This is a genomic window from Simiduia sp. 21SJ11W-1 (assembly GCF_024138675.1).
Classification (GTDB): Bacteria; Pseudomonadota; Gammaproteobacteria; order Pseudomonadales; family Cellvibrionaceae; genus Simiduia.
Genome location: NZ_CP090959.1, coordinates 955,536 through 981,504 on the forward strand (window position 1 = coordinate 955,536; position 25,969 = coordinate 981,504).

At 55.7% G+C, this 25,969-nt stretch carries 21 protein-coding genes; 14 read left to right on the top strand and 7 right to left on the bottom strand.

The window, feature by feature from the left end; all coding sequences use genetic code 11:
* Positions 1 to 141 precede the first annotated feature (141 nt).
* The 7 genes from L1F30_RS04245 (at position 142) to L1F30_RS04270 (ending at position 8,146) form a co-directional block, all read left to right on the top strand.
* Entirely contained in the window at positions 142 to 519 is a 378-nt protein-coding gene (locus tag L1F30_RS04245) for a hypothetical protein (RefSeq protein ID WP_253359817.1), read from the top strand.
* 56 nt (positions 520 to 575) lie between these two features.
* Positions 576 to 995: a hypothetical protein gene (locus L1F30_RS04250; protein WP_253359825.1), complete on the top strand. Its 420-nt coding sequence runs from the start codon at positions 576 to 578 to the stop codon at positions 993 to 995.
* Between the two features lie 230 nt (positions 996 to 1,225).
* On the top strand, positions 1,226 to 2,464 hold the full coding sequence (gene nhaD, locus L1F30_RS04255; RefSeq protein WP_253359827.1) for a sodium:proton antiporter NhaD: 1,239 nt from the start codon (positions 1,226 to 1,228) through the stop codon (positions 2,462 to 2,464).
* A 71-nt stretch (positions 2,465 to 2,535) separates the two neighbouring features.
* Positions 2,536 to 2,661, top strand: a complete 126-nt coding sequence (locus L1F30_RS17530) for a hypothetical protein (RefSeq protein ID WP_256476026.1) — start codon at positions 2,536 to 2,538, stop codon at positions 2,659 to 2,661.
* Between the two features lie 238 nt (positions 2,662 to 2,899).
* On the top strand, positions 2,900 to 4,462 hold the full coding sequence (locus tag L1F30_RS04260; RefSeq protein ID WP_253359828.1) for an alpha/beta hydrolase-fold protein: 1,563 nt from the start codon (positions 2,900 to 2,902) through the stop codon (positions 4,460 to 4,462).
* 333 nt (positions 4,463 to 4,795) lie between these two features.
* Entirely contained in the window at positions 4,796 to 5,032 is a 237-nt protein-coding gene (locus L1F30_RS04265) for a CDGSH iron-sulfur domain-containing protein (RefSeq protein WP_253359830.1), read from the top strand.
* A gap of 225 nt (positions 5,033 to 5,257) precedes the next feature.
* Positions 5,258 to 8,146, top strand: coding sequence for an insulinase family protein (locus tag L1F30_RS04270; RefSeq protein ID WP_253359832.1), 2,889 nt, complete (start codon positions 5,258 to 5,260; stop codon positions 8,144 to 8,146).
* 127 nt (positions 8,147 to 8,273) lie between these two features.
* On the opposite strand, the gene lnt is transcribed toward L1F30_RS04270, so the two are convergent.
* The 5 genes from lnt to miaB form a co-directional block, all read right to left on the bottom strand.
* Positions 8,274 to 9,788, bottom strand: a complete 1,515-nt coding sequence (lnt, locus tag L1F30_RS04275) for an apolipoprotein N-acyltransferase (protein ID WP_253359834.1) — start codon at positions 9,786 to 9,788, stop codon at positions 8,274 to 8,276.
* Between the two features lie 48 nt (positions 9,789 to 9,836).
* The gene (locus L1F30_RS04280) at positions 9,837 to 10,688 is read right to left on the bottom strand and encodes an HlyC/CorC family transporter (protein ID WP_253359836.1); all 852 of its coding nucleotides are present in this window, start codon (positions 10,686 to 10,688) and stop codon (positions 9,837 to 9,839) included.
* A 66-nt stretch (positions 10,689 to 10,754) separates the two neighbouring features.
* On the bottom strand, positions 10,755 to 11,213 hold the full coding sequence (gene ybeY / locus L1F30_RS04285; RefSeq protein WP_253359838.1) for an rRNA maturation RNase YbeY: 459 nt from the start codon (positions 11,211 to 11,213) through the stop codon (positions 10,755 to 10,757).
* Positions 11,210 to 12,235, bottom strand: coding sequence for a PhoH family protein (locus L1F30_RS04290; protein WP_253359840.1), 1,026 nt, complete (start codon positions 12,233 to 12,235; stop codon positions 11,210 to 11,212). Before L1F30_RS04290 ends, ybeY begins: the two co-directional genes overlap by 4 nt.
* 156 nt (positions 12,236 to 12,391) lie before the next feature.
* Complete coding sequence (miaB, locus tag L1F30_RS04295) at positions 12,392 to 13,753, bottom strand: tRNA (N6-isopentenyl adenosine(37)-C2)-methylthiotransferase MiaB (RefSeq protein WP_253359842.1); 1,362 nt, start codon at positions 13,751 to 13,753, stop codon at positions 12,392 to 12,394.
* 169 nt (positions 13,754 to 13,922) lie between these two features.
* Here miaB and L1F30_RS04300 point away from each other — a divergent pair, with 169 nt between their 5' ends.
* The 5 genes from L1F30_RS04300 (at position 13,923) to nhaA (ending at position 19,327) form a co-directional block, all read left to right on the top strand.
* Positions 13,923 to 14,258, top strand: coding sequence for a DUF1820 family protein (locus L1F30_RS04300; RefSeq protein ID WP_253359844.1), 336 nt, complete (start codon positions 13,923 to 13,925; stop codon positions 14,256 to 14,258).
* Positions 14,259 to 14,461: 203 nt separating this feature from the next.
* Positions 14,462 to 15,073 carry a LysE family translocator gene (locus L1F30_RS04305; RefSeq protein ID WP_253359846.1) on the top strand — a complete coding sequence of 204 codons (612 nt, stop codon included), beginning with the start codon at positions 14,462 to 14,464 and terminating at the stop codon, positions 15,071 to 15,073.
* A 51-nt stretch (positions 15,074 to 15,124) separates the two neighbouring features.
* Positions 15,125 to 15,850 carry a mechanosensitive ion channel domain-containing protein gene (locus tag L1F30_RS04310; RefSeq protein WP_253359848.1) on the top strand — a complete coding sequence of 242 codons (726 nt, stop codon included), beginning with the start codon at positions 15,125 to 15,127 and terminating at the stop codon, positions 15,848 to 15,850.
* Between the two features lie 31 nt (positions 15,851 to 15,881).
* Positions 15,882 to 17,801, top strand: a complete 1,920-nt coding sequence (locus L1F30_RS04315; RefSeq protein ID WP_253359850.1) for a sodium:proton antiporter — start codon at positions 15,882 to 15,884, stop codon at positions 17,799 to 17,801.
* A 182-nt stretch (positions 17,802 to 17,983) separates the two neighbouring features.
* Complete coding sequence (nhaA, locus tag L1F30_RS04320) at positions 17,984 to 19,327, top strand: Na+/H+ antiporter NhaA (RefSeq protein ID WP_253359852.1); 1,344 nt, start codon at positions 17,984 to 17,986, stop codon at positions 19,325 to 19,327.
* 45 nt (positions 19,328 to 19,372) lie between these two features.
* Here nhaA and L1F30_RS04325 read toward each other — a convergent pair whose 3' ends face one another.
* Entirely contained in the window at positions 19,373 to 20,647 is a 1,275-nt protein-coding gene (locus L1F30_RS04325; RefSeq protein ID WP_253359854.1) for an aminotransferase class I/II-fold pyridoxal phosphate-dependent enzyme, read from the bottom strand.
* Positions 20,648 to 20,885: 238 nt separating this feature from the next.
* Complete coding sequence (locus tag L1F30_RS04330) at positions 20,886 to 21,503, bottom strand: TetR/AcrR family transcriptional regulator (RefSeq protein WP_253359856.1); 618 nt, start codon at positions 21,501 to 21,503, stop codon at positions 20,886 to 20,888.
* 184 nt (positions 21,504 to 21,687) lie between these two features.
* Between L1F30_RS04330 and L1F30_RS04335 the strand changes: the two genes are divergently transcribed.
* Together L1F30_RS04335 and L1F30_RS04340 are read left to right on the top strand one after the other, a co-directional pair.
* Complete coding sequence (locus L1F30_RS04335; protein WP_253359857.1) at positions 21,688 to 22,830, top strand: efflux RND transporter periplasmic adaptor subunit; 1,143 nt, start codon at positions 21,688 to 21,690, stop codon at positions 22,828 to 22,830.
* Positions 22,830 to 25,931, top strand: a complete 3,102-nt coding sequence (locus L1F30_RS04340) for an efflux RND transporter permease subunit (protein ID WP_253359859.1) — start codon at positions 22,830 to 22,832, stop codon at positions 25,929 to 25,931. Before L1F30_RS04335 ends, L1F30_RS04340 begins: the two co-directional genes overlap by 1 nt.
* Positions 25,932 to 25,969: the final 38 nt, after the last annotated feature.

Below are 25,969 nucleotides of genomic sequence, written 5' to 3' on the forward strand. Positions count from 1 at the left end.
TTTGGAATAAGGGCAAAAGGTCTTGGCTCCGTTTGGCGCTATGGTAGACTGCGCGGCCTTAGGTGTGATGAAACAGATGCTCAGGCTCTCGCTTGCCCGAGCGCCTGAAATATAACGATAAGAAATGTTTTGCGAGTCGAGATGTGCATTAGTGACAGCAAATTTACCCGGGTGGAATTAAGCAACCGCCTGGGCCAGCTGGTGGCCATAGAGTTGTTGTGCCACCGCGATGCCAGTACCGATTTAGTGATTGTGCGCCTGGAAGACGATGTGGCCGGCCGGCGGCTAGCCAAGAACATCGAACACTTCGCCAAGCAGCTGCTGGGCCTGTGTGAAAGCGACCCGGCGCGATTACAAATTGTGGAATGGCGTGAACAAGAATCCGGTGCAAATTTGTGGCGTTGGCGCTTTAACTGGGTGGCGGATTGCCCCTTGGATGCCAAGCTCGTGCCTGTAAAAGCAGGGCACCACAAGCATATAAACGGATTGCTAAGCAGCCTTACGGCCGCTGCCGCCTGAACGGAATTTGGCAACTACATCTGTAACGCGTCAATCGAGTTTTAGCGGAGCCCAGAATGAAGCCCAATTTATTGCCCACCCTGTCTTCTGTAGAGTTGCACGACAAAGAAGGCAATCCCGTACAGCTGCAGATTCGCCTGTTTGAGTACCAGGGCAAATATGCACTGTTTATGTCTGATACCGCCACCAAGCCTGTGCTGGCGCGCAACGCTGCCACCTTGATTGCCCAATTGGCCGAGCGGCTGGAGCTGCCGGTGGCAGACACCCAATTCTTCCGCCACATTTACCTGCCCCACCAAGGCAGCGTATTCGGCAGCTTTCAGTTGGGCTGGCAGAGCGACGGCACCATCAGCCACTACACCTTCGCCATGATGACCCCACAACTGGAAGATATCAGCATTCGCCGCTTTCTTACCGAAGGCCGCCAGGTGCCCGTTTCCTACGCAAAGCTGCGCAACCTCGCCTCGGCTGTGTAGGGCGTATAGGCCTCATATCGTTCATCAATGAGTTGCCTTTGAGGCAGTACTGGTTGATTGCCGAGCGCTTAAGCCTTTTCGCCCCTGAAAAACTTCCCCTTTGACCCGCCTGCCGCAGCGGCTGCGGGTTTTGTGCCCTGTGGCCGAGGCATTGTGGCCATTTGGTAATTTCACCTTGGATGCCCCGGCGCGCCGGGCGTAGAATCGCCGCGCCTGAAATTGGGGGAACTATGAGCCTGGTGATTATTGGATTGGCGCTGCTGGCCTTTGTGCTGGTGGTGTTTGAAGAAGTTATTCATATTAACAAAGCAAAATCGACGCTGTTTCTGGGCACACTTTGCTGGTTGTTGGCCTACATCCTGCCCATGGAGGGCGCAAGCTCTGCTGCGGTAACCCACCAGCTCAACGAAAACCTGCTGGAAATCGCCACCCTTTGGCTGTTCTTAATGGCCGCCATGACCTTTGTGGCCTACCTCAATAGCCAGGGTTTTGTGTCGTCGCTGGTGCAGCGCATGCTGCCGGCGGAGTTACACGAGCGCACCCTGATGGTAATACTGGGCGCCTTTGCTTTTGTGTTTTCATCCTTTGCCGATAATGTTACCGCCACCCTTGTTTCCCTTGCGGTTATTACCAATTTGAAAGTGGCGGTGCGCAAGCGGCTGAAATACGCAACCCTGGTGGTGTTTGCGGTTAACAGTGGCGGTGTGTCGCTCATTACCGGTGATGTCACCACCTTGATGATTTTTCTTGCGGGCAAGGTTTCGGTGCTGGATTTGCTGTTGCTTGTTGTGCCGTCACTTTGTGGTGTGGTGGTGCTGGCGGCCATGCTGGGGGTGCGCATGCGCGGGCGGATCCGTTTTGATGCTGAAATCAAACCGATCCAGCGCACCGATGTAATTATTGCGCTGGTGTTTGTGGCCACCATTTTCGCAACACTCGGGCTGAATGCTGCGTATCAGGTGCCCCCGGTGCTGACCTTTTTATTTGGCTTAAGCTGCATGTTTTTGATTGCGCAATACCTGATGCGCAAAACCAACCGCAACATCATGCATTACATCCGCGAGATCGAATTCGACACCTTGTTGTTCTTCCTGGGGGTGTTGTTGATTGTGGGCATGCTTAAGGAGATTGGCGTGCTCAACACGCTGACCAACGTCTACGATGCCATGGCGCCGCACTATGCCAACTACCTGATGGGCCTGACCTCGGCATTGATCGACAATGTGCCGCTCACCGCCGCGCTGTTGAAAACCGATGTGGCTATGTCGCCTGCCAGTTGGCTTGCACTCACTTACGCTACGGGCGTTGGCGGCTCGCTGCTGGTGATCGGTTCGGCGGCGGGCATTATTGCCATGAGCAAGGTGAAAGAGCTTAATTTTATTAGCTACTTGTCTATGTTCGGCTACCTGCTGGTGGCCTATAGCGTGGGCTATTGGATGAGCTTTTGGGTGGGGCAGCTGTTTATGTAAGCCATTGACCTTTGGGAGGTGGCTGCAATTAACGGGCTATACTTTGCGGGCATTCAAACAAGGAGCCCGCCATGAGCCAGCCAACCCGCGCTGCAAACCAGCCTTATGTGGTAGATGTAGAAGCCGGAAAAACCTATTTTTGGTGCGCCTGCGGCTTCGATCAATGGGGTCACGATCAATGGGGTCAGAGTCATTGATTTCATAGCCTGGGCTTTAGGTGATGATCGATTTAAGGCGCAAATCGAAGCCAAGACCGTGCGCAGAGCCTCACCATCTGGGCGAGGTGGTGATAGGAAATCGGCTGAATACAGAGGGGTTGGTAAGGATCAATGACTCTGACCCTATTGATCACTATTGATCTATAAACAAGCCACCCATTATCCATAAAGTAAACCTTGAGCTATGATGAAGCGACTACATTGATGGGGTTGCTCCATGTCTATACGCGTCTACTTCGTTCTGGTGGTCGCATTGGTATCAGCTGGCGGCTATTTGACGGCTTTTGCTGATGAGGCACGAATAATAATTGAGCCCAGTGCTACTGTTGAGAAACCCGGAAGATTGTACTTGGTGCTAGTGCCAGCAAACCAAATGGATAATTCTGAAAAAGCGGTACAGTCCTCTGAGCCTCGCTTTTACAGCGCTTGGCCGACACAGGATGTTGAGCTTATGTTTGCTGTAGATTTGCCCAAACTGGAAGGTTCCAAGGTGATTTCGGGGTCGCAGTTTAAGGGGTTCCCACTTGCTCATTTCTCAGATGTATCACCAGGTTTATACGCGGTGCAGGCAATCTATGACACCAACTTCATTGACTCAGGGATTAATTCAGAAGGTAATTATTATTCTGAGTCGAAAATTATATCGGTTGAAGATGGCCAGTCATTGTCGTTGACCTTTAATCTGAATAAAACCATCCCGTTGGAAACAATGCCTGATGATGAGCGCTTCCTGAAGTACATTAAATTTAAAAGCCCGGCCTTAAGCGCGTTCTGGGGGAGGGATATTTTTCTACGAGCAGCGATATTGTTGCCGCATAGCTATTATGACGAGCCATCAAAACGATTTCCTTTGTTTTTTGATATAGGCGGCTATGGAGCACGCTACACGCGGGCGCAACGTTGGCATAACGATGAGGCGTTTCAGTCCTATTGGTCGCGAGATGATACGCCTCAGATGGTAATTGTTTTTCTCGATGGTGAGGCGCCCTATGGTGATCCTTATCAAATTAATTCGGCGAACAATGGGCCCTACGGTGATGCCACATGGAATGAGCTGTTACCTTATATTACCAGCAAGCTGAATGTTGTTGAGTCTGCTCAGGGGCGTTTTGTAAGTGGGTGTTCAACCGGTGGGTGGGTAAGCTTAGCGGTGCAACTGTTCTACCCTGATACCTTTAATGGCGCCTGGTCATATAGTGCTGATGGTGTTGATTTTCGTCATTTTCAGCTCGTAAATGTATACGAGGATGACAATGCATTTGTGAATGAGTACGGTCAAGTGCGCCCGTCATACCGTGCCAAAGATGGGGAGGTCATATTCTCCATTCAACATGAGATCGAAATGGAAAACGCGTTGGGGCGCGGGAATAGCTTCGCTACTTCGGGTGGGCAATGGGGTGGTTGGAATGCAGTATATAGTCCTCGCGACAGTAACGGTAAGCCTGCAACCATTTGGGACCCTCAAACCGGCAAGATTGACAAGGCGATAGCGGTGCAATGGTCAAAGTATGATTTGCGTCTATACACCGAACAAAACTGGGCGGAGTTAGGACCGAAGCTCGCCGGAAAATTGCATATATGGATGGGCGATATGGATAATTTTTACTTAAACAATGCCATGTACGTATACGAAAAAATGCTCAGCGATCGAGGTAATCCGAAGTCAGACGCTAAATTTACCTGGTTGCGTGGCGTCGGGCATTGTGACTTTGACTCTTTGGAAATGCGAAGAGCCACAATAAAGCAAATGCATCAACGGTTTGTCGAAACAATGCAGTGATAAGCCAAGTGATTGGGTTCAGAATAAAAGCTAATGTATGTGTTCGGGCACGGGCCGATCAATGGGGTCAGAGTCATTGATTTCATAGCCTGGGTTTTAGGTGATGATCGATTTAAGGCGCAAATCGAAGCCAAGACCGGGCGCAGAGCCTCACCATCTGGGCGAGGTGGTGATAGGAAATCGGCTGAATACAGAGGGGTTGGTAAGGATCAATGACTCTGACCCTATTGATCTCTATTGATCGGGGCAGCTGTTTATGTAAGCCATTGACCTTTGGGAGGTGGCGGTAATTAACGGGCTATACTTTGCGGGCATTCAAACAAGGAGCCCGCCATGAGCCAGCCAACCCGCGCTGCAAACCAGCCTTATGTGGTAGATGTAGAAGCTGGAAAAACCTATTTTTGGTGCGCCTGCGGCTTAAGTGCCAGGCAACCCTTTTGCGACGGCAGCCACAAGGCCTCGGGCTTTGAGCCAGTGGCCTTCAAAGCCGAAAAATCCGAAAAGAAATTCTTTTGTGGCTGCAAGGTGAGCCAGAAAGTGCCCTTTTGCGACGGCAGCCACAATCGTTAAGGGCGCGCCACAATTGGCTGCCTGGTCGCGCTTGGTTTTGCGGCGTTTTACCGAACCGCCTTCTAACTGTGTGCAAGGGCGTTCTATGCCGATCGCCAGTTGGTTATTAAGCAGAGAGTGCCAGCGAAGTTGATCCAGCGGCTGGTATCTTGCCTGAAGACTCTTTATTCTCCCTTTTTGTTATCTCTGGAATATTAAATTCTATAACAGAAGGGAATCTCTGCTATGTACGCTCGCTCTCTATACATGGGCCTTCTCGCCCTGCTAGTGCTGGTTGGCACCTCCGGGTGCATGAAACCTTCACCCGAGGCCTTCGCTGGCACCATCACCAAGGGTAAGCCGCCCCTTGATCATCGCGAATATGAATACCTGACGCTTGCAAATGGCCTGCGCGTTGTGGTGATTTCCGACCCAAAGACGGAGACATCTGCAGCGGCACTGGATGTTGCGGTAGGTTATATGGGCGATCCGGCTCACCGGGCTGGCATGGCACACTTTCTGGAGCACATGTTGTTTATGGGTTCGGAAAAATACCCCAAACCGGGTGAGTTTCAGACGTTTGTTTCCCAACACGGTGGTGGCACAAATGCCTTTACCAGTTCGGCCAATACGCGCTATTTCTTCGTGATTCAGCCAGACAATTTTGAAACTGCCCTTGACCGCTGGTCGCAGTTTTTCAGTGCGCCCTTGCTGGACCCAAGCCAGATCGACAAAGAAAAAGACGCCGTGCACGCGGAGTACCAGCTGAAGCTGAAAACCGATGCGCGCCGCGTTGCGCAGGTTGAAAAGCTCACAGCTAACCCCGTGCACCCCTACAACAAATTTTCGGTAGGCAATCACGATACCTTGGCGGTTGGCGAAAACGGCGAACTTTACGCCGAGTTGAAGCAGTTTATGGCCGCCCACTACACGCCCGAAAACATGGTGCTGGCGATCATTGATACCCGCTCAACCGCTGAACTTGCACAGTTGGTGCGCCAGCATTTCAGTGAGCTGCCGGGGCGCAACAGCGCAAGCGCCGGCGTAGGTATTCCTGATGTACCCTGGCTTGGCAGTGAAGATCTGGGGGAAAAAATTCACGTTAAAACGATTCAGGAGGGCAACAGGTTATCGCTGCAATTCCCGATTCCCAATATGCTGGCAGAGCACGCCAAGCGCCAGGCGCACTATGTTACGCAGCTGCTGACAGATAAAGCTCGGGGAGGCTTGTTTGATCAGCTCAAGGAAAAGGGATGGGCGCACGAGCTAAACGCCTGGGAGAACGTTATTGATCAGCGTCAAAGCGTGTTTAGTGTTGCACTTGCCTTGACTGACGAAGGTGCAAAGCATACCGATAAAATCACCGCTGCGGTATTTGATTGGCTGCGGGTAATTCGCGAGCAGGGCGTGCAGGAGTGGCGCTTTGAGGAAATGCGCAAGCACATCGAGCTTGCCCTGGCGTCTGCCGAACCGCCTCACTCCATGGGTGCCGTTTTGGGGACTGTTGAGGCAATGCTGAAGGCGAACCCGGAGGACATTCTGCACTGGCCCTATATGGTTGGCGCTTATGATCCAGCGGGCATTCAAAAATTTCTAGGTCACCTGAACCCTGACAATGTGCGCGTGGTTATCGCGGGCCCGGCGCTGGCAGCCGATCGCTACGATGCGCTCTATGACGTGCACTACCAGGTAACGCAGATTGGTGCAGAGGAACTCGCACGCTGGCGCAAGGCCGAAAATTACGTGGCTTACCAGCTGCCGGCGCAAAACCGCTTTGCCACCGGTGAGCAAACTGTAAAAACAGCCACCAAGGTAACAGATCACCCGGTGCCCGTGATGGAGGCTCCGGGCTTTGCGCTGTATCACCAGCAGGATACCGAGTTCAAGGTGCCCAAGGGTCGCGTGGCGGTGTTTATTCACGCAGATGTCGCATCAAATTCATTAAGGCATCGCGCCCTGGCCAATTTATATTCCAGTTTGTTGCGCGATTCCCTTCAGGAAACCAAGGCTGCTGCCGAGAAGTCGGGTATGCGCTTGTACATGGATTCAAACAGTGCCGGTTTTTCCTTTGGTGTAGAGGGCTATACGGAAAAGCAGCCGGAGTTGTTGCAGCTTGCCATGGCGGGGTTTAAGAATTTCACAATCGACCCCGAGCGTTTCGAAGTCAAAAAGGCGCAGTTCTTACAGCAGTGGCGAGATTGGCAAAAAAATATTCCGGCCCAACAGGTGCTGAATGCTACGCGCGATGCCGTGCTAACACGCCCCTTTGATCGGGCGGGCCTGATTCCGGAAATGGAAGCCATTACCCTCAAAGAGCTGCAGCATTACGTCAACCATTTCTACGATCGCATCAACATGGAAGTGATGGTGTACGGCAACTACCGCGCCGAAGAAGCAAAGCAAATTGGCGAGAATTTGCATGCCCAGTTTATGCAAGGGAAGACACCGGGCAAACTGGTGCTTGGTGACGTGCACGCACTGCCGGTTGGGGAAACCCTGGTAGAACTGGATGTGGACCACACAGATTCCGCTATCGGTATTTATTATCAGGGCGTTGATGCGTCCTTCGCGGAGAGGGCGCGCTATTTGCTGCTTGGTCAGCTTTTGCGTGAGGCGTTCTACACTGAACTGCGTACCGAACAGCAAATGGGTTATGCGGTAAATGCCTCTTCGGCATTCTTCGGGGGTCGCCCTGAGGTGCCGGGGCTTGTGTTTATGATTCAGTCGCCAAAAGCCGGCCCACAAGAGTTAGCGCGCAGAATCGATGACTTTGTGCAGGGCTATAGCGCCACGCTGCGGGCGATGGACGACAAAGCGTTTGACCAATATAAAACGGCGCTTTTAAACGGCCTGCGGCGTAACGATACTGTTCTCATGCAGCGTGCTAACCGATATTGGAACGATATGGTTTCGGGTATTTATACCTTCGACAGTCGCGAGCAGCTTGCGGCCAACCTGGAGAAGCTGAGCCGCGAGGATATTGTGGCGCTGTACGAGCAGCAGGTGGTCAATGCCGATCGCCGGTTGGTTGCGCGCAGCTTTGGTACTGATCACCGGGGTGATGCCTACGCGTTATCGCTTAAAGATGATTCCATCTGCCGCGAACTGCCCTGTTTTACCACGCAAGTATTTTGATGGCTAAGGCAGGGTTGCGGGCGCGTTACAAGTAAAGGCTGCAGTTAAAACACAATAAAATGCCACAACAAAGGCCGGGTGAACGTTACCCGGCCTTTTTATTTATGTGCGTATTTTGATGGTGTAGTCAGGGGCGCGCCCGCTTCGCCCGCCAGATCAGCAGCGTCAGGGCCAGTAGGCTCAGGCACACCACCGGCCAACTGCCGGTAAGCATGTAGGGGGTGTTGCCGCGCGCAGGCAGCAGGCTGCCGCTTAGGGAGGTGAGCTCAAATTGCGGGGCTTGGGCGGTGATTTCACCGCGTGCGTTGATGATGGCTGAAAATCCGTTATTGGTGGCGCGCACCACGGGGCGCCGGGTTTCGAGTGCGCGCATTTGCGCCATTTGCAGGTGTTGGATGGGCGCGATTGAGCGGCCAAACCAGGCATCGTTGCTTACCGTGAGTATGGCCTCGGCGCGGCGTGCGCCAGCGGCGATGAGATCCGGGTACACAATTTCATAACACACGGCAGGCCATACGGGTGTGTGGCCGAGCATCAGTGGTTGCTGGTTTGCAGGCCCACGGTGCAACACCGACATGGGCAAATCGAAAAATTCAATCACCCCGCGCAGCTGTTGATCAAAGGGCACGTACTCGCCAAAGGGCACCAGGCGCTGCTTGTGGTAGACCCCTTGCCCCATGCCTAACACCACCAGGCTGTTGTAATAGCGCTGGCCGAGCAAGCGCCGGCCGTCGCGCTCAATGACATGGGGTTCGTTGACGATCACACCCGTCACCAGGCTGGTATCAGACTCGCGCGCCACTTCGGCCTGGCGGGCCATGAAGGGTTGGGCCTCGCTCATGAGTGTGGGCAGTGCAGCCTCTGGCCAAACCAGCCAGTTGTGCCCCCACAATGCTTTGCTTTGGGTGAGCAGCCTGTCGTAGGTGGGCATGAGCCAGTCTGGGTCCCACTTGTGCTGCTGTGGAATATTCGGTTGCACCATGGCCACGGTGCGCACAGGGCCTGCCGGTGTTGTCCAGGCAACCTGCTGTAGCGCGGCGCCTGCGCCCCAAAGCCCGGCAACCCCGGCCAATGCCAGCCAGCGGCCAGGCTGGCGCTGCCACAGGGCCAATGCGAGTGCGGCGGTGGTGGCGATGATCAGCCCCAGGCCAAAGATGCCGAGCACCGGAGCCCAGCCTGCCAACGGCGAGGTGAGGTGGCCGTAGCCTGCATAGAGCCAGGGGAAGCCCGTAAACAGCCAGCTGCGTAGCCACTCGCCCAGCAGCCACAAAGGCGGCAGCGCCCACAGTGGCAGGGGGCCGGGCAGCCGGCGTTGCCAGAGCCCGTAGGGCAGGGCAAATACCAGCGCCAGAAAAGTCACCCACAGGCCTGTAAGCAACAATGCGAGCAAGACGGGCGCCTGGCCGAAGGTGTTGATGCTCACATACACCCAACTTACGCCAAGGCCGTACATACCCACGGCGAAGGCAAAGGCGAGTGCCGCCAGTTGTGCTTTGGGGCGTATTAACAGGGCAAAAAAACCGATCAGCCCCAGCAGTGACACCGGCCACAGGTTAAAGGGTGCAAGCCCCAGGGGTTGGCACAGGCCCGCGGCCAGGGCAGCGGCCCAGGCTAGGGGGCCGCGAGAGGGTAAATTGGGCACGGGCGGTTGATCCTGTTGCTGTTTTTATTGGCTCGCAGGCGCCGTGGCTCAGGCTTCCTGTGGGGGAGAAACCCGCAGCAGGTGCAGCTTGCGGCTGTCTGAGTAGAGTACGGTGAAGCTGTAGCCATCGATAGTGACAGATTCATTGCGCTTGGCTAAATGGCCGAAGGCGTTGAGCACCACGCCGCCGATGGTATCAAACTCATCTTCGGGGAAGCCCGCGCTGAAGTACTCGTTGAAATCTTCCACTGCGGTGAGTGCGCGCACCACGAAGGCGTTTTCATCGAGCTTGCGGATGTCGGTGTCGTGATCTTCTTCATCGGTTTCGTCTTCAATTTCGCCGACGATTTCCTCAAGAATATCTTCAATGGTCACAAGCCCCGAGATGCCGCCGTATTCATCGAGCACCATGGCCATGTGGTAGCGGTTTTCGCGGAACTCGCGCAGCAAAATATTCAGCCGCTTGCTCTCGGGAATGATGTTGGCCGGGCGAATCACGTTTTCCAGGCAGAATTCTTCTTTGCCGCCAAGTACCAGGGGCAGCAAATCTTTGGCCAGCAAAATGCCGCGCACGTTATCTGTTGATTCTTCAATCACAGGAAAGCGCGAGTGGCCGGATTCGATAATGCGGGGCAGGAATTGTTCGGGCGTTTCTTCAATGCGCACCACCACCATTTTGGAGCGCGGTACCAGGATGTCGTGCACGCGCTGGTCAGAGACTTCCAGAGCGCCTTCGATGATGTGCAGGGCTTCCTGGTCAAACAGGTTGCGCTCGGCGGCCTCTTTGATGATGGCCAGCAATTCGGCGCGCGATGTGGGTTCGGTGGTGAAGGTGTCGAGTAATTTTCGCAGCCAAGACTTCTCCGGCTGCTTCAAACTACTGGGGGGTTCGTCGCTCATGACGCCTGTGTGATCCTTGTGGTTAAAAATTGGGCCGCAGTTCTTGCGGCGAAAGGGCCATTTTACTTAAGAATCGCGGTCTGCATAGGGGGCAGGGTAGCCCAATGCCACAAGTATCTCAGTTTCCAGGGCTTCCATCGCATCGGCCTCGTCATCTTCCTGGTGGTCAAAGCCCAGCAGGTGCAGGGTGCCGTGCACCAACATGTGCGCCCAATGGGCCTCTAGCGCCTTGTTTTGCTCGCGGGCCTCACGGGCCACAACCGGGGCGCACACCACCAGATCACCCAGCAAGGGGAGGTCTACTTCCGGCGGCAGATCCGCCGGGAAAGAGAGCACGTTGGTGGGGTAGTCTTTGCCGCGGTAGTCGCGGTTGAGTTGTTGGCCGTGGGCTTCATCCACAATCAGCAGGCTCACCTCTGCCTCAGGGCGCCTGTTGCCGACGGCCGCGCCCACCCAGCGCTCCAGCTGGGTTTGGGTGGGCAGGCTAGGTGCTTGGCTTTCGATTTCCGTATCGACTGTGATCATCGGCGCTGGTCGTCGGGTTGTTGCTCTTCGTGTTCTTCGTAGGCCTCTACAATGCGCTGCACCAGCGGGTGGCGCACCACATCTTTGGAGAGGAAGTGGGTAAAGCTGATGCCCGCCACGTTTTTGAGTACTTCCATCACATGCTTCAGGCCGGAATGCTGGCCACGGGGCAGGTCGATTTGCGAAGGGTCGCCAGTGATCACGGCCGTTGAGCCAAAGCCGATGCGGGTAAGGAACATCTTCATTTGCTCGCGGGTGGTGTTTTGGCTTTCATCCAAAATCACAAAGGAGTTGTTGAGGGTGCGCCCGCGCATATAGGCCAGCGGTGCCACTTCAATCACATTGCGCTCAATGAGTTTGCCGACTGTGTCGAACCCCAGCATTTCGTAGAGGGCGTCGTACAGCGGGCGCAGGTATGGGTCTACCTTTTGGGATAAATCGCCGGGTAAAAAGCCGAGTTTTTCACCGGCTTCCACCGCCGGGCGCACCAGCAATATGCGCTCTACCTCATCTTTAAGCAGCGCTTCTACCGCGCAGGCCACCGCCAGGTAGGTTTTACCGGTACCGGCCGGGCCAATGCCGAAGTTGATGTCGTTGCCCTGCACGGCCTTCACATAGCGCTGCTGGTTGGCGCCGCGCGGGCGCACGGTGCACTTGGCTGTGCGAATGAGCGTCATGCCGGCGGGGCTTTGGGGGCTCTCTGCATTGATGGCTTCAACATCGGATTGTTGCAGCGCCAGGTGGACTTCATCGGCGGTGAGCAGGGGCTTTTCGCCAAGCTCTGCATACAGGCGTTTGAGAATGTGCTGGCCGGCATTGGCGGCGCTGGCCTCGCCAATAAGGGCGAAATCGGCACCGTGGTTGTGAATACTGATATTCAGCCGCTGCTCGATTTGTTTCAGGTGTTCGTTCATGGGCCCGCAAAGGCTGGCTAGCCGGTTGGCGTCGTGGGGCTCTAAGGTGAATGTATTGCGGGTTTCGGTGGCCGGGGCCTCGGGGGTTTGGGTGTCGGCGGTATTCAAATGAAGATGTCTTCCTTTAAAGTCTGCGGTAGTTCCAGATTACCCTAAGGCTCAGAGTGGGGGAACGCCGTGGAATGGCCAATTTTTTATAAAACTGTGCGCGTTTATTCCCTAAAGGCACAGCGGCCATGGCTGGCCGCCGTACACTGGGGCTGCTTAGGCATCTAACTCAGAGCTGATGAGCGTGCCGCGCAGGGAGTTGGGCAGGGCTTCCTCAATGAGGACATCGGCAAACTTGCCAATGAGCTCGGCCTGATCGCAGCGGAAGTTCACCACCCGGTTGTTTTCCGTACGGCCCGAGAGCTGGCCCGGATCTTTCTTGGACACGCCGGTAACCAGTACCCGCTCGGTGTTGCCCACCATCTGCCGGGCAATGATTTGCGCCTGCTGGTTGATCTGGTGTTGCAGGCGCTGCAGGCGCTGCTTTTTCACCTCTTCCGGGGTGTCGTCTGGCAGGTCTGAGGCGGGGGTGCCCGGGCGGCGGCTGTAGATAAAGCTGAACGACAAATCGAAGTTCATGTCTTCAATAAGCTTCATGGTGGCCTCGAAATCGGCCTCGGTTTCGCCGGGAAAGCCCACAATGAAATCTGACGAAAAGCAGATGTCGGGGCGGATTTTCTTGATGCGGCGCAGCTTGGACTTGTACTCCAGTGCGGTGTGGCCACGTTTCATGGCCGCCAGAATGCGGTCTGAACCCGATTGCACCGGCAGGTGCAGGTGGCTTACGAGCTCTGGCACCTTGCCGTACACCTCGATCAGCGAATCTGAAAATTCTACCGGGTGGCTGGTGGTAAAACGGATGCGGTCGATGCCGTCGATGGCGGCCACATAGGTGATCAGCTCGGCCAGATCGGCCACCTGGCCATCGGCCATGTCGCCGCGGTAGGCGTTTACGTTCTGGCCCAGCAGGTTGATTTCGCGCACGCCCTGCGCCGCCAGGTGCGCCACCTCGGTGAGTACGGCGTCCAGCGGGCGGGAGACTTCCTCACCGCGGGTGTAGGGCACCACGCAGAAGGTGCAGTATTTCGAGCAGCCTTCCATGATTGATACAAACGCCGTGGCGCCATCGGCTTCGGGCTGCGGCAGGCGGTCGAACTTTTCAATTTCCGGGAAGCTCACATCCACCACCACGGCACCCGAATCGCGCTTGGTTTCAATCATCTCGGGCAGGCGGTGCAGGGTTTGGGGGCCAAAAATCAGGTCTACAAAGGGCGCGCGCTCGCTGATGGCCGCGCCCTCCTGGCTGGCCACACAGCCGCCCACGCCAATAACCACATCGGGGCGGGTGTCTTTGTAGTGCTTCCAGCGGCCCAGTTGGTGAAACAGCTTCTCTTGGGCTTTTTCACGAATAGAGCAGGTATTGATGAGTAGTACGTCGGCTTCTTCCGGGTTGTCGGTGGTCACCATTTGATGAGCGTCGCCCAGCAGATCGCGCATGCGGGCAGAGTCGTACTCGTTCATCTGGCAGCCGTGCGTCTTGATGTAGAGCTTCTTTACGGCTTTTTCAGATGTAGACATAAGGTGATACCTGTATAAAACTTGAACAATCGAAAAATAGCCGCGCATTATAGCGGGCGCACGGTGGCTTGCCCAGTTGGCAGCTTAGGGTTTTATGGTATCCTTGCGCGCCTTTCGGGTGGCCCGCCCGTGTCTGAGGTCGCCCCCTTACAATCGGTATGTTTGTGCTATGTCTGTAAACCCCACCTATAAAGTGATCTTTTACAACCAGAATCAGGTGTATGAGGTGTACGCGCGCGCCATCTACCAAAGTGAAATGTACGGTTTCATTGAGGTGGAGGAGTTCGTATTCGGTGAAAAGTCGGCCATGATCGTTGACCCGGGCGAAGAAAAGCTCAAAGGCGAGTTCGCCAAGGTCAAGCGCTCGTATATTCCGCTGCACAGCATCATTCGCATCGATGAAGTAGAAAAAGAAGGTGCAGCGAAAGTGGTGGATATCAAAGGCGGCGATAAAGTGGCCCAATTCCCCTTCAGCGGTGTGCCCAAGCCCCAGAGCGATGCCTGATAGCAGTAAGTACTTGCTTACTGTCGGTGTCGTCCACTCATGCAGTTTCTATTGCCTTGCCTGGCTTTGTCATTGGCATTGATGCCCGTTTTTAGGGCGCAAGCCCTGCACCCGTGCAAGGCGTACAAAAAGCCGGGCCAAACCTTTACAGGGGGGAAAGCCATCCCCCACAATGGCCCACCCACTGCGACGACGACAGCCTCATGGACCTAGGTTTACTGGCGTTATTCATACCCACATTTTTTCTGGTTTCTATCTCCCCCGGCATGTGCATGACCCTGGCATTAACGCTGGGCATGGCTGTGGGTGTGCGCAGAAGTATGTGGATGATGGCCGGCGAACTCACGGGCGTGGCGTTGGTGGCCTTGGCCGCGGTGCTGGGGGTGGCGGCGTTGATGCTTAATTATCCGGGGCTGTTTACGGTGTTGCGCTATGTGGGTGGTGCCTACCTCTTGTGGTTGGGCTGGAAGCTTTGGCATGCGCCGCCCCCGAACCTTGAGGCCCAGAGTGAGGCCCCCCAAACCCGCTGGGATCTCGCCTTGCAGGGCTTCACCACCGCCGTTAGCAACCCCAAGGGCTGGGCGTTTATGGTGGCTTTGCTGCCGCCGTTTTTGCGCGACGATTTGCCCCTGTGGAGCCAGATGGCAGGCCTGTTGGCGGTTATCGTCATTATAGAATTCAGCTCGTTAATGCTCTATGCCAGCGGCGGCAAACACCTAAGCCGCTTTTTGGCGCGTTCGGGCGGTGCCGGTTGGCTGAACCGCATTGCCGGCAGCCTGATGGGCGTGGTGGGCGTTTGGTTGGCGCTTGGGTAATGAACTCGCGGGGGAGGCTCACGGGTGTTGATAGAAGGTATTGAGACAAAGATGTTAACCACCATTGTGCTGATTGTCAGCGCAACTCTGGGGCTGTTGCTGTGCCGTCATCTGCTGAGCGCGGGTTTGCGTAAACTGGCGGTGAAGCAGGCGGTGAGCGAGCTGGGCCTGGCTTTTGCGCTGCGCTCCATTAACACGGTGCTGTTTATCGTCTACGGTTTAGTGTTGTTGGGCCTGTTGGGGCTGGATTTCAGTGATATAGAGGTATTGCTGAGTTCCATGTTTGCCGTTGTTGGCGTGGCGTTTTTTGCCCAGTGGTCGATTTTAAGTAACATCACCGCAAGTTCCATAATCTTTTTCAGCTTTCCCTACCGCGTGGGCGACTGGGTATCGGTGGTGGAAAAAGATGTAGACATCAGCGGCCAGGTGGAAGATATCACCCTGTTTCACGTGTTAATTCGCAACCTGCGCGGGGAGCTCATCACCTACCCGAACAACCTGATATTGCAAAAACCTGTGGTGCGCCTGAAGCAGAAGCCGTTGGTGGGCCCCTCAGACGATTTAACCGATGAATTGATGCCCTTTGCCGTGGGGCGTGAAATAGAATTGACCTTTGGCGAGCAGGCCATCACTGGCCGGCTGGTTCATAAAAATATGCAGCGCGTGCTGCTGGAGTCTGCCGGGGGCGAGATCCTGGTGGTGCCCTTGGTGAAGTTACAAGGTGCGATTATTCGCGCCACTCAATCGGCGCCTGCGTTGCACTCGAGCGACCACTGAGCCCTATGAAGTATTTGGACGAGGACGTTACATGATGGACCCTATGGCCCTGTTGGTTGCCGTTGGCTTACTTTCCATTGCGTGCCAATACCTGGCATACAAAGTAAAGCTGCCCGCTATTTTGCCGTTGCTGGTGTGCGGTATTTTGCTGGGCCCGACCCTGGGCCTGTTAAATCCCGATGCCCTGTTTGGCGATTTGCTGTTTCCACTGGTGAGCCTGTCGGTGGCGATCATCCTGTTCGAGGGCGCGCTGACCTTGAAGTTTGAAGACCTGGGCGGCCACGGCACCATGGTGCGCAACCTGTGCACGGTGGGTGCCATCGTTACCTGGTTTGTGGCAACGCCCGTTGCGCACTACGCGCTGGGGATGTCTTGGCAGATGTCGTTTTTGTTTGGTGCCATCGTTACGGTAACCGGCCCCACGGTGATTGTGCCCATGCTGCGCTCGGTGCGGCCATCGGCAAAAGTGGGCAATATCCTGCGCTGGGAAGGCATTATTATCGATCCGGTGGGCGCGCTGTTGGCCGTACTGGTGTATGAATATGTGATTGCCGTTCAGGACGCCTGGACGCACACCCTCATGACCTTCGGCCTGGTACTGGCCATTGGCCTTGGGCTGGGCTCGATCATGGGTTACTTCCTGGGCATGGTGGTGCGCAAAAACTGGGTGCCGCACTACCTGCAAAACACCGCCGTATTAACCTTGATGCTGGGTGCGTTTGCCGTCTCTAACGCGCTGGCCCACGAGTCGGGCTTGCTCACGGTCACTGTGATGGGCATGTGGCTGGCCAACATGAAAGATGTGGATGTGGATGACATCCTGGAATTTAAAGAAACCCTGAGCGTGCTGCTGATTTCGGCGCTGTTTATTCTGCTTGCCGCACGGCTCGATTTTGGCTCCATTATTCAGGTGGGGTGGGGCGCAATATTGGTGCTGTTTGCCATTATTTTTATTGCCCGGCCTTTGTCTGTACTGGTGTCTTCTGTGGGTGCCGGGCTCAATTGGCGCGAGATTGCCTTGCTTTCCTGGATTGCCCCACGCGGCATTGTGGCGGCAGCGGTGTCTGCGCTGTTTGCCTTAAAGCTTGAAGAGCTGGGCTATGCCGAGGCCGACCTGCTGGTGCCTATGGTGTTTCTGGTGATTATCACCACCGTGGTGTTGCAGAGCTTGACCGCCGTGCACGTGGCAAACTTTTTGGGCCAGCGCGCGCCTACGCCCAACGGCTTGCTGATTTTCGGTGGCAGCAAGTTTGCACGCATGTTTGCCTTGGAAATGATGGATAAAAACATCCCCGTGCGCATTGCCGATACCAACTGGGATTCTATCCGGCAGGCGCGCATGGATAACATTCCCACCTACTACGGCAACCCCATTTCCGAACACGCACGGCGCACTATGGATTTATCGGCCACGGGCCAAGTACTGGTGATGTCGCCGTACCGCCAGCTCAACCCGTTGGTGACCTATCATTTTGAGCACGCCATGGGCAAAGGTTCGGTGTTGGGCCTGAGCGCCAGCGAGCAGGAAAATCGCGCTTCGCACCAGATATCCGAGGCCTACGCCAAAAAGTTGGGCCTGTTTTCTGAAACCGCAACTTACGGGCGCTTGGCGGCGTTGGTGGCCAAGGGTGCCACCATCAAAACCACGCGCATTTCAGATTCCTTCACCATGGAGAACTATGGCGAAACCTACGGTGCCCGCGCGCTGCCTTTGTGCGCGCTAGACCCGAACGGCAAGGTGTTTTTCTACACAATTTCACACGATTTCAAGCCCAAGGCCGATTGGCAAATTGTGAGCCTCATTACCCCTGAAACTGCGGAAGAAAAGGCCGCACGCGAGGCCCGTGAAGAAGCTGCCCGCCTGCAAAAAGAAGCCGACGAGCGTGCACTGCAGGAAGCCCGTGCCCGTGAAGCCGAGCGCGATAATCCGTCTGCGCCCAGTGAAGCCTGATAGTTGTATGGGTTTTTCAAGCGGCGCATCTGGCGCCGCTTTGCTGTGTGGTGCGTAAAAGGCCCCTGGGTAAATCTGCCAAGGCGCTGGTTGCGTAGATTACGGCTTAAGCGGTTGCGCGTATATTTCAAAGATAGTTAACAGTTTGGTAATCTTGCCAGACTACTTAATGCGGAGGGATTATGTCCCAGTCCTTTAGTGCGATGTTTCATCGCTTCATCAAAAAAGATACCTCGGCCGGTATTGTGCTGATTGTGGCCACCGTGCTTGCGCTGGTATTTAAAAATTCCTTTCTGGCCGAATGGTACAACCTGTTTTTACGCACGCCAGTTGAGGTGCAATTTGGCGCATTGGAAATTGCCAAGCCATTGTTACTTTGGATTAACGATGGCCTGATGGCGGTGTTCTTTTTGTTGATCGGGCTGGAAGTGAAGCGCGAGCTGATGGAGGGCAATTTAAGCTCGGTTTCGCAAATGACCTTGCCGGGTATAGCCGCCATTGGCGGTATGTTGGTGCCGGCGCTGTGTTACGTGTATGTAAACAGTGGTGATGAGGTTGCCATGCGTGGCTGGGCCATTCCCACCGCCACAGACATCGCCTTCGCCCTGGGCATTCTCATGTTGCTGGGCAACCGCGTGCCGCTTACGCTGAAGGTGTTTTTGATGGCCCTGGCCATTATTGATGACCTGGGCGCCATTGTGATTATTGCGCTGTTTTACACAACAGATTTATCTACGCTTTCTATTTGGGTGGCCAGTATTGCGCTGTTAGTGTTGTTTGCCATGAACAGGCTGGGCGTATTCAGGCGTGCAGCCTATGTGATTGTGGGTGTGGTGCTGTGGGTGAGCGTGCTCAAATCCGGTGTGCACGCAACGCTTGCCGGTGTGGCGCTGGCGTTTATGATTCCACTAAAAGCCACCAACGATGTGGGTGAGCAGTTTTCACCGTCGAAAAAAATGGAGCACGACCTGCACTACTGGGTGAGCTTTTTTATTCTGCCGCTGTTTGCGTTTTGTAACGCCGGTATTGATTTGCGCGGTATTTCGGTAGACCAGCTTTCAGCCGGTGCACCACTGGGTATTATTTTCGGGTTGTTCATTGGCAAGCAGTTAGGTGTGTTTGGCTTTAGCTGGCTGGCCATTAAATGCAAGATTGCCGAAATGCCCAAGGGCGCCAACTGGGTATCGCTCTACGGCGTGGGCCTGCTCACCGGTGTGGGCTTTACCATGAGTTTGTTTGTTAACTCACTGGCCTTTGAAGATGATCAACTGTTTCAGGGTGCTGATCGCCTGGCTGTGCTGGTTGGCTCACTGCTCTCTGGTGTGATGGGGTATTTGGTGTTGCGTTTTGGTGTGAAATCCGATGAGTCGTCGAGCGACGTTATTTACCTGCCGTCTTCGGTGGGCTCGCTGATGGAGTCTCTCACCCAATCGGCGGCGTGGTTTAAAGATCAGGTACCGGGCCTGCCACCGGAAAAGCCCGAGCACAAGTTGCCCGAAGAGCCCTTTGATCCCGATAAGAAATAACCAAAAAAAATAGCAGCCCTAGGCTGCTATTTTTTTGGTTCGCTATTAACTTGCAAGTTTTTGGCGAACAGAGGCCAGTTTTACGCAGGTTACAAACACTTCCATGGCGCCCACCACTTCGGCAACGCTTGGCACTGAAGGTGCGATGCGGATGTTGGCATCTTGCGGGTCTTTGCCGTAGGGGAAGGTGGCCCCGGCGGGCGTTAATTTTACGCCTGCATCTGCCGCAAGTTTCACCACCGCTTTCGCGCAGCCCGGGCGGGTGTCGAATGAGACGAAGTAGCCGCCTGCAGGCGTTTCCCACTGGCCTAAATCGCTACCGGTAAAGGCACTGTCCAGTGCAGTTAATACCGCGTCAAAACGCGGTTGCAATATGGCGGCATGGGCCTGCATGTGAGTGGCCAGTTGATCTGCATTGGCAATTAACCGCATGTGGCGCAGCTGGTTGACCTTATCGGGGCCGATACTCTGGGCGCCCAGGAAGGCGCGGAAGCTCTTGAGGTTTTGCTCGCTCATGGCCACAAAGGCAATGCCTGCGCCTGCGTGGGTGATCTTGGAGGTTGAGGCGAACTGCAAGATGGTGTCTTCAGTGCCGGCCGCCTTGCAGGCATCCATGATGTTGGCCAGTGGCTGTGGCTCGCCCAAATCGTGCACAGCATAGGCGTTATCCCAAAATATTTTGAAGCCGGGCTGGGCGAGCTTGCCCAATTGCGCAATGCGGCTGACTACGGCGTCGCTGTAAATCACGCCAGTGGGGTTGGAATACTTGGGCACGCACCAGATGCCGCGAATGCTCGGGTCTTGCTGGATGAGTGCTTCAACGCGGTCCATATCGGGGCCGTCGGTACCCATGGGCACAGTGACCATATCAATGCCCAATTGCTCACACAGGGTAAAGTGGCGGTCGTAGCCGGGTACCGGGCAGATAAATGTCATCTTGCCTTGCTTGCCCCAGGCGCTGTCTGGCCCGTTAAAACCGAATTGCACGGCGTTCAGCAGGCATTGGAACATCAGTGTGAGGCTGGAGTTGCCCTGCGCCAGGGTTTCGGCCTGGCTTGTGCCCAGAATGGCCGCGCCCAGTGCACGCGCCTCTGGCAGGCCATCGCCGCCGCCGTAGTTGCGCGTGTCTGTGCCGTCTGCGCTTTTGTAGTTGCCTTTCAAAATACCGTCGAGTGCATCAGCAAGGCTGAGCTGCTCGGCTGAGGGCTTGCCGCGCGTGAGATCCAGGCTGAGCTTGCGGGCCACAATGGCCTCGTAATCGGCGCTGAGTTGGGCTTCCCACTGGCGAAGTTGTTCGTGACTGGCGTTTTCTAGGTTCAATTTGGGCCTCGGTTTGTAATACGACTACAAAATCGGGCGGCATTATAAACACCTTTTGTGCAATCTTTAATCGCAAATAGGGGGTTTGAGGGCTTTTTTTTGCTCGCGCGCAGAGGGTGATGGCGCAGCTGGCGATTGGCTTTGGCTGCTTGGTGGATTTAAGCGTAACGGGCGGCGTTCATAGTGCAGATGTCGCGTGTGCCAGCCTCAATGTGCAATAACCGAAACGGCAAACCGCTTATTGGGTGTTGCCGTAAAATCCGAGGAACATGTCAACCGAGCGCTCAAGATAGTGCTGTAACTGTTCGGCGCTATTTTCGGTGGGCAGGCCGATCATGGCTTTGAAGTGATCGTGGGTTTTAAACAGGCTCAGCAGCTGTTCAGCGGCCATGGCAATGTTGTCGCACTCAAGTTGGCCTTGTTGGGTTTTACGGGCCAAAAAGCCTTGCAGGGTTTCCTCAACACGGGCCGGGCCTGCGGCAAAGAACATTTGCGAAATTTCCGGGTGCAGTTCGGCATTGGTAGCACAGAGCCTGCACAGCTGAATGGCCTCGCGGCTTTGAATCAGCTCCTGAAAATGTTGGGCAAAGTGTATGAGCACCTCGCGCAGGGGGGCGTCATCGTTAAACACGCCTTCGTGCATGGCATTGGCAATGCAGCGGTCTTCCACGCAAAAGCGAAACAGGTCGTCTTTGGTGCCGAAGTGGCTATACACCGTTTGTTTGGATACCCCGGCAGCCTCGGCCACTTGATCCATACTGGTACTCAAATAGCCTTGTTCGGTAAACAAATGGCTGGCTGCAGCAATGATTTGCTGGCGCTTTTCTTCACTGCGGCCACGGGTGGCCTTTTTCACGGGTGTATTCATCGGGCAAGTTTAACTGAAACAATCTCTTAAAAACAAACTGGACGGGCTAGTCTATTTTTAATATTCTAGACTCTACCGTCTAGTCTACTTGATGGCCTGTTATGGCTGGCTTTTGCTGTGGGCCCGGCGCTTTTGGGCTGCCAGAGAAATTTCAATATTGGGGTAAGTGGTTGTGATTAAACGCGTTGTGCGTCGTTATTGGGTGTTTGCACCCGTGTTGGCGGTGGCCTTGGCACTGCTTGTGTCTACGGCTGTGCGCTCATCGGATGATAACTCTGCAAGCGGCTACCTCTTGAAGGCGGCAAGCCAAAAGCTCCAATTGCAGGCCAGTTACAGCCTGGAGCGGCGTTTTGCCGGCCGGGTGGCCGCCAGGCAAGATGCCGATGTGGGTTTCGAGCTGGGTGGCCGCGTTGCCAATATGCGCGTTAACGACGGCGACAGGGTGCGCCTGGGTGATGTGTTGGCCACTCTGGATACCGAGCTGTTGGTGACAGAGCGTTCACAATTACAGGCGCAGCTGGCGGATAACCAGGCGCGCCTGCAGTTAAACCTTGCCAATACAGAGCGCCACCAATCACTGCAAGCCAGCGGCTTTGCCTCCCAGCAGCGCCTTGATGAGTTACTCACCGAGCAGAAAACCCTGGCAGCCAGTGGCGACGCCCTGCGTGCAGCGCTTGAAAACGTAGACAGCCGCCTGCGCAAGGCCACCTTGCGTGCACCTTATGAAGGCGTGGTGGCCAGGCGCTTTGCCGATGTAGGCACGGTGGTGGGTGCGGGCAGCCCGGTGATACGGCTGCAAGAGGTGGCCGCCATGGAGGCCGAGGTTGGCGTGCCCGTTGATTTCGCTCTCAGCCTGGCCGCAGGCCAGCAGGTAAGTTTACTGTTGCGCGGTGAGCGGCTTGAGGGGCGCTTACTCACCGTGGGCGCCGATGTAAATCCTGTGACCAACACGGTCACCGTGCGGGCGTTGTTGCCAAGCGACGCGCGCGCCTTTAATGGCGACATCATCCAGCTGCTGGTAAACGACACTGTGCCCACCGCAGGGTTTTGGATTCCCGCCGATGCCATTACCGATGGCGTGCGCGGGCGCTGGACAGTCTATGCGCTGGTAGCCGAGCCGCAAGCCCAGCGCGTTGAGGCGCGCGACGTGCAAATTCACCACGCCCGCGCAGATCGGGTGTTCGTTACCGGCGCGCTGGCCGACGGTGAAACCATTGTGGCCGCCGGCGTACACCGCCTGGTGCCGGGCCAGCAGGTGGCACTCGATGATCCTGTGGCGGCGCCCCAGTTAGGGCAGACGCTGGAGGCCCACTGATGCTGGTGAAAAGCTTCGTTGAAAACCCGCGCTTGGTGGTTATGGTTATCGCCGTGCTGATTGTGGGTGGGCTGGCCGCGGTCAATACCCTGCCGCTGTCGGAAGATCCGTATATTGCCGGCCGTCATGCCACCATCCTCACGCCCTTTCCGGGTGCCAGTGCCGAGCGCGTGGAAGTGCTGGTTACCGAGAAAATTGAAAATAAAATCCGCGAACTCGCTGAAATAGACACCGTAACCTCCACTTCCAAGGCCGGCCTTTCGGTGATAGTGGTAGAGCTTAAGGGCAGTATTCTGGGGGATGAAGTAGCCGGGCTTTGGTCGCGCACCCGCTCGCTTATGGATGAAGTTCAGCACCAGTTGCCCCAAGGGGCCTTGGCGCCGCGCTTGATAGACGATCGCACCCACGCCTTTACCCGCATTCTGGCGCTCCGTTGGCAGGGTGCTGGCGAGCCGGATATGGCCATTCTCGGGCGCTATGCCCAAGAGCTGGAAAGCCGCCTGCGCAGCCTGCCCGGCAGTTGGCGGGTAGAGCGCTTTGGTGCGGCTGAAGAAGAAATTCAGGTGGAAGTGGATAACGCCGTGCTGAGCCGGCTGGGGCTTTCTACCGCGGCGATTGCCGAGGCCATCAACCGGGCAGACAGCAAAGTTGCCGCCGGCGAGCTGAGCGCCGGTGCGCAAAATATTGCAGTGGAAGTGCGCGGGGCTATCGACAGTGTTGAGCGGGTGCGGCGTGTGCCCTTGCAATCGCCCCAGCAGGGCAGTTTGCTGGTGGGTGATGTGGCGCGGGTGTATCGCGGTGAGAAAACACCCCAGGAAAGCCTTGCGTTGATCCACGGCGAGCGCGCGGTGGTGGTGGCAATCAGTATGCTCGCCGATGAGCGCATCGACAGGTGGAGCGAAAAGGTCGACCGGCGCCTTGAGGATGTGAGCGCAATACTGCCGGCCAATGTTGGGCTTGAAACCCTGTTTGATCAACGCGGTTATACCGAGCGGCGGCTGAGTGATTTAATGGGCAATGTAGTGCTGGGTTTCACGCTCATATTTCTGGTGCTGTTTTTTACCCTGGGTTGGCGTTCGGCTGTGCTCGTGGCCCTGGCGTTGCCGCTAACCGCGCTCTTTACCTTGGCGGTGATGAAATTTTATGGCCTGCCCATTCATCAGATGTCGGTCACCGGGTTAATTGTGGCGCTGGGCATTATGGTGGATAACGCCATCGTGATGGTCGATTCCATCGCCCGTGAGCGCCAGGCGGGCCAGCCCCGCATAGAAGCCGTGCTGCGCTCTGTACGCCATTTGTGGTTGCCATTACTGGGCTCTACCCTAACGACTATTCTGGCGTTCATGCCCATTGTATTAATGCCCGGCCCGGCCGGGGAGTTTGTGGGTGGCATTGCGCTTTCAGTGATTTTTTCACTTATCGGCTCCTGGTTAATCTCTCACACATTGATTGCCGGTTTGGCCGGGCGCTGGTTGCCCGAAGATACCGAGCAGGGCCACTGGATGCGCTGCGGATTTTCCGGCGCCCGCCTAAGTCAATGGGCTGAAAAGTCTATCCTCTCGGCCATGCGTCGCCCGGTGGCCACTTTGGTGGCGGTGTCGAGTTTACCGCTGCTGGGCTTTGTGGCGGCGAGTCATTTAACCGAGCAGTTTTTCCCCGCCTCCGATCGCGACATGTTTCACATAGAGGTGTACCTGCCGCAGCATGCATCCCTTGGGCAAACCCGCGCGCTGGTGGCTGAGATCGATCAATACCTGGCAGACCAAGTGCCGGAAATCTCTTCTGCCCACTGGTTTGTGGGCAGTGCTGCCCCGTCTTTTTATTACAACCTGATGTTTGGCCGCGACGGCTCGCCCAACTATGCGCAGGCCATGATTAAAACGCCGCATTTCAGCGTGGCCAACGCTTTAATTCCCGATCTTCAGCAGCGTTTGGATCAGGCCTTCCCGCAGGCGCAAATTTTGGTGCGCAAGCTTGAGCAAGGCCCGCCCTTTGAGGCGCCCGTAGAATTGCGATTGTTTGGCCCCAACCTTGATGTGCTTAAAGCGAAAGGTGAAGAAGTACGCGCGGCTATGTCGGCGGTTGCAGCTATCTCCCACACGCGGGCATCGCTCTCGGCAGCCGCGCCCAAACTGTGGCTGGATGTTGATGAAGATGCAGCCAGGCGTGCGCAGTTGCAGCTGGTGGATTTATCAGAGCAGCTGCAAGGTGGCCTGGATGGTGTGGTGCGTGGCTCGCTGATTGAGGGCACCACGGAAATACCGGTGCGGGTACGCTTAACAGAGGCCAGCCGTGAAGATTTAGAAGGCTTGCAGCATTTTCAGTTTGTAACGCCAGCCAGCGCCGGCAATCAGGGGGTACCGCTTTCGAGTATTGCAGCGCTGGCCCTGCAGCCAACCCAAGGCACCATCGCCCGGCGCAATGGCGAGCGGGTAAATACCGTGCAGGCCTTTGTGCGAGATGGTGTATTACCCGCCGCTGCGGTGGCAAATATTGAAGCAGCGCTTGCCGCACGGGAATTTCGCCTGCCTGCCGGCTACCGTTTGGAATTGGGGGGCGAGGGCGCCGAGCGCGACGAGGCCGTGCATGACCTTATGGGATCTGTGGGTTTGATTATTACTCTCCTGGTATTGGTGGTGGTGCTGAGTTTTAACTCCTTCCGTATTAGTATGATTATTTTTGCCGTGGCCTTTCAATCTGTGGGCTTGGGTTTGCTGTGTGTGTATTTGTTCGGCTATGCCTTTGGTTTTACGGTAATTATCGGATTGCTAGGGTTGATGGGCCTTGCGATTAACGCCGCCATAGTAATTTTGGCTGAATTAAAATCAGACCCGAATTCTGTGCGCGGCGATGAAGTGGATATTGTAGCCGGCGTGATGCGCTGCGCGCGTCACATTGTGTCTACCACCATTACCACCGTGGGTGGCTTTCTGCCCCTCATCCTGGCCGGCGGTGGTTTTTGGCCCCCCTTTGCTATTGCCATTGCCGGTGGTACGGTATTAACCACGTTGTTGTCGTTTTTATTTGTGCCGGCAGCGTTTGTTTTATTTGCCAGAAGGCGCCATTTCGCACTGGGTGCTGGCGTCACTTCGGGCGTGTAGCTAGGGCTCACAGGCAAGGGCTTTGGTGTGGCCATCTG

Excerpts from the sequence above, each read along its gene's own strand:
- L1F30_RS04245 (WP_253359817.1), top strand. The coding sequence starts at position 142 with ATGTGCATTAGTGACAGCAAATTTACCCGGGTGGAATTAAGCAACCGC.
- L1F30_RS04250 (WP_253359825.1), top strand. The coding sequence starts at position 576 with ATGAAGCCCAATTTATTGCCCACCCTGTCTTCTGTAGAGTTGCACGAC.
- nhaD (WP_253359827.1), top strand. The coding sequence starts at position 1,226 with ATGAGCCTGGTGATTATTGGATTGGCGCTGCTGGCCTTTGTGCTGGTG.
- L1F30_RS17530 (WP_256476026.1), top strand. The coding sequence starts at position 2,536 with ATGAGCCAGCCAACCCGCGCTGCAAACCAGCCTTATGTGGTAGATGTA.
- L1F30_RS04260 (WP_253359828.1), top strand. The coding sequence starts at position 2,900 with ATGTCTATACGCGTCTACTTCGTTCTGGTGGTCGCATTGGTATCAGCT.
- L1F30_RS04265 (WP_253359830.1), top strand. The coding sequence starts at position 4,796 with ATGAGCCAGCCAACCCGCGCTGCAAACCAGCCTTATGTGGTAGATGTA.
- L1F30_RS04270 (WP_253359832.1), top strand. The coding sequence starts at position 5,258 with ATGTACGCTCGCTCTCTATACATGGGCCTTCTCGCCCTGCTAGTGCTG.
- L1F30_RS04280 (WP_253359836.1), bottom strand. The coding sequence starts at position 10,688 with ATGAGCGACGAACCCCCCAGTAGTTTGAAGCAGCCGGAGAAGTCTTGG.
- ybeY (WP_253359838.1), bottom strand. The coding sequence starts at position 11,213 with ATGATCACAGTCGATACGGAAATCGAAAGCCAAGCACCTAGCCTGCCC.
- miaB (WP_253359842.1), bottom strand. The coding sequence starts at position 13,753 with ATGTCTACATCTGAAAAAGCCGTAAAGAAGCTCTACATCAAGACGCAC.
- L1F30_RS04300 (WP_253359844.1), top strand. The coding sequence starts at position 13,923 with ATGTCTGTAAACCCCACCTATAAAGTGATCTTTTACAACCAGAATCAG.
- L1F30_RS04305 (WP_253359846.1), top strand. The coding sequence starts at position 14,462 with ATGGACCTAGGTTTACTGGCGTTATTCATACCCACATTTTTTCTGGTT.
- L1F30_RS04310 (WP_253359848.1), top strand. The coding sequence starts at position 15,125 with ATGTTAACCACCATTGTGCTGATTGTCAGCGCAACTCTGGGGCTGTTG.
- L1F30_RS04315 (WP_253359850.1), top strand. The coding sequence starts at position 15,882 with ATGATGGACCCTATGGCCCTGTTGGTTGCCGTTGGCTTACTTTCCATT.
- nhaA (WP_253359852.1), top strand. The coding sequence starts at position 17,984 with ATGTCCCAGTCCTTTAGTGCGATGTTTCATCGCTTCATCAAAAAAGAT.
- L1F30_RS04340 (WP_253359859.1), top strand. The coding sequence starts at position 22,830 with ATGCTGGTGAAAAGCTTCGTTGAAAACCCGCGCTTGGTGGTTATGGTT.